The 1,375-nt window shown below is 71.8% G+C and carries 1 protein-coding gene and 1 pseudogene; one reads left to right on the forward strand and one right to left on the reverse strand.

The window, feature by feature from the left end:
• Positions 1–780 (forward strand): annotated as a pseudogene (locus I59_RS14235) (glycosyltransferase family 2 protein); the annotation flags it as partial.
• Between the two features lie 20 nt (positions 781–800).
• Here I59_RS14235 and I59_RS21025 read toward each other — a convergent pair.
• Positions 801–1,375, reverse strand: a 575-nt coding sequence (locus I59_RS21025) for a winged helix-turn-helix domain-containing protein (protein WP_022904442.1), incomplete at its 5' end; no start/stop codon positions are given.

Raw genomic sequence — 1,375 nt, forward strand, 5'->3', positions numbered from 1 at the left:
ATGGAGGTCAACCACCAGGGGTCGCCCTGGGTCAAGGACAGCGAGGTCGAGGACTCGCTGCTGTCCCTGCAGATCAAGAGCGCCGGGTACCTCACGAAGATCAGCGCGCGCGCCCGTGCGGACGTGGGCGGGATGCACACCCTCCGCGGGCTCGACGCGCAGCAGGTGAAGTGGAACTTCGGCGCGATCGAGCTCATGTGGCCCGGGCAGCGCGGCGACACGAAGGGGCAGCCGTTCCACCCGAACCTGCGGCTGCGGTGGGTCGAGCACGCGTCGATGCTCACGAACTTCGTCACCCGCGTGCTGTTCGTGCTCCTGCTGGTGGCGTCGCTGTCGATCGGCGCCTTCGTCTTCAGCCCCGTGTGGCTGCTGCCCCCGATCGCTGCCGTCGCCCTCAACCTGCGCGTGGTCGCGTCGATGAAGCACCGGACGTGGCGTGACGTGGTCTTCGCGTTGGCTGCGGTGCCCGCCGAGGTCTACATGTGGATCCGGCTCGGGCACTTCCTCCGGGCGTGGACGCGGTTCGCGAGCAAGAAGCAGACCGACAACTGGGCCGAGCAGGCGAAGGCCGAGCGCGGTTCGGGCAACGGCTACCTCGCGCCCGTGGTGGTGGTCGTCCTGGTGATGGCGGCCGCGGTGTACGGCTGGCTGCAGCTCGACGTCGTCGCGCAGTCCACGATCCTGTGGTTCGGCTGGCCGGTGCTGGCGGTGATCACGGCGCTGCAGACGCTGGGCATGATCGGGAAGCTGCTCCGGCGCCAGTTCGGGTACCGGGTCTGATCCGCGTGTGCGACCGCGACTCAGCCGGCTGCGAACCCCGGATCGCCGGGGCCCGTCAGGCGGTACCCGACACCCCGGACCGTCACGACGAACCGCGGCGCGTTGGGGTCGTCACCGAGCTTCCGACGGAGGTTCGCCATGTGCACCTCGACGTTCCGGCGGTCGGCGTCACCGACGTAGTGCGTGGTGACGTAGGCGTCGTTCCGCAGCGCCAGGGCCAGGTCGGCCTTCGAGCGCACGCGGCGCCGCGACTCGAGCAGGGTGGCGATGAGGTCGAACTCGGTCTTCGTGAGCTCCACCGGGGTGCCGTCGACCTCGGCGAGACGAGCGTCGGGGTCGAGTGCGAGCCCGTTGTGCTCGACCCACGAGGCGGAGGGGTCGTGCGGGACCGCGGACGGCTCGGAGGCACTCGCAGCCGACGCCCCGGCTCCAGGAGCAACTTCAGCGACGCCCGACGCGGACGCCCCGGTCGTGGCGGGCTGCGGCGGGACGTCCGCGAGGGGCTCGGCGCCGGCGCCCGGCACCGGCAGCTCGGGACGGGGCTGCTCGCCACCGACGGCGGCGTGCGGGCCGTCCCCCGACGCGGCGTGCGGGC

This window comes from Curtobacterium sp. B8 (assembly GCF_000333315.1).
In the GTDB taxonomy this organism is placed as follows: Bacteria; Actinomycetota; Actinomycetes; order Actinomycetales; family Microbacteriaceae; genus Curtobacterium; species Curtobacterium luteum.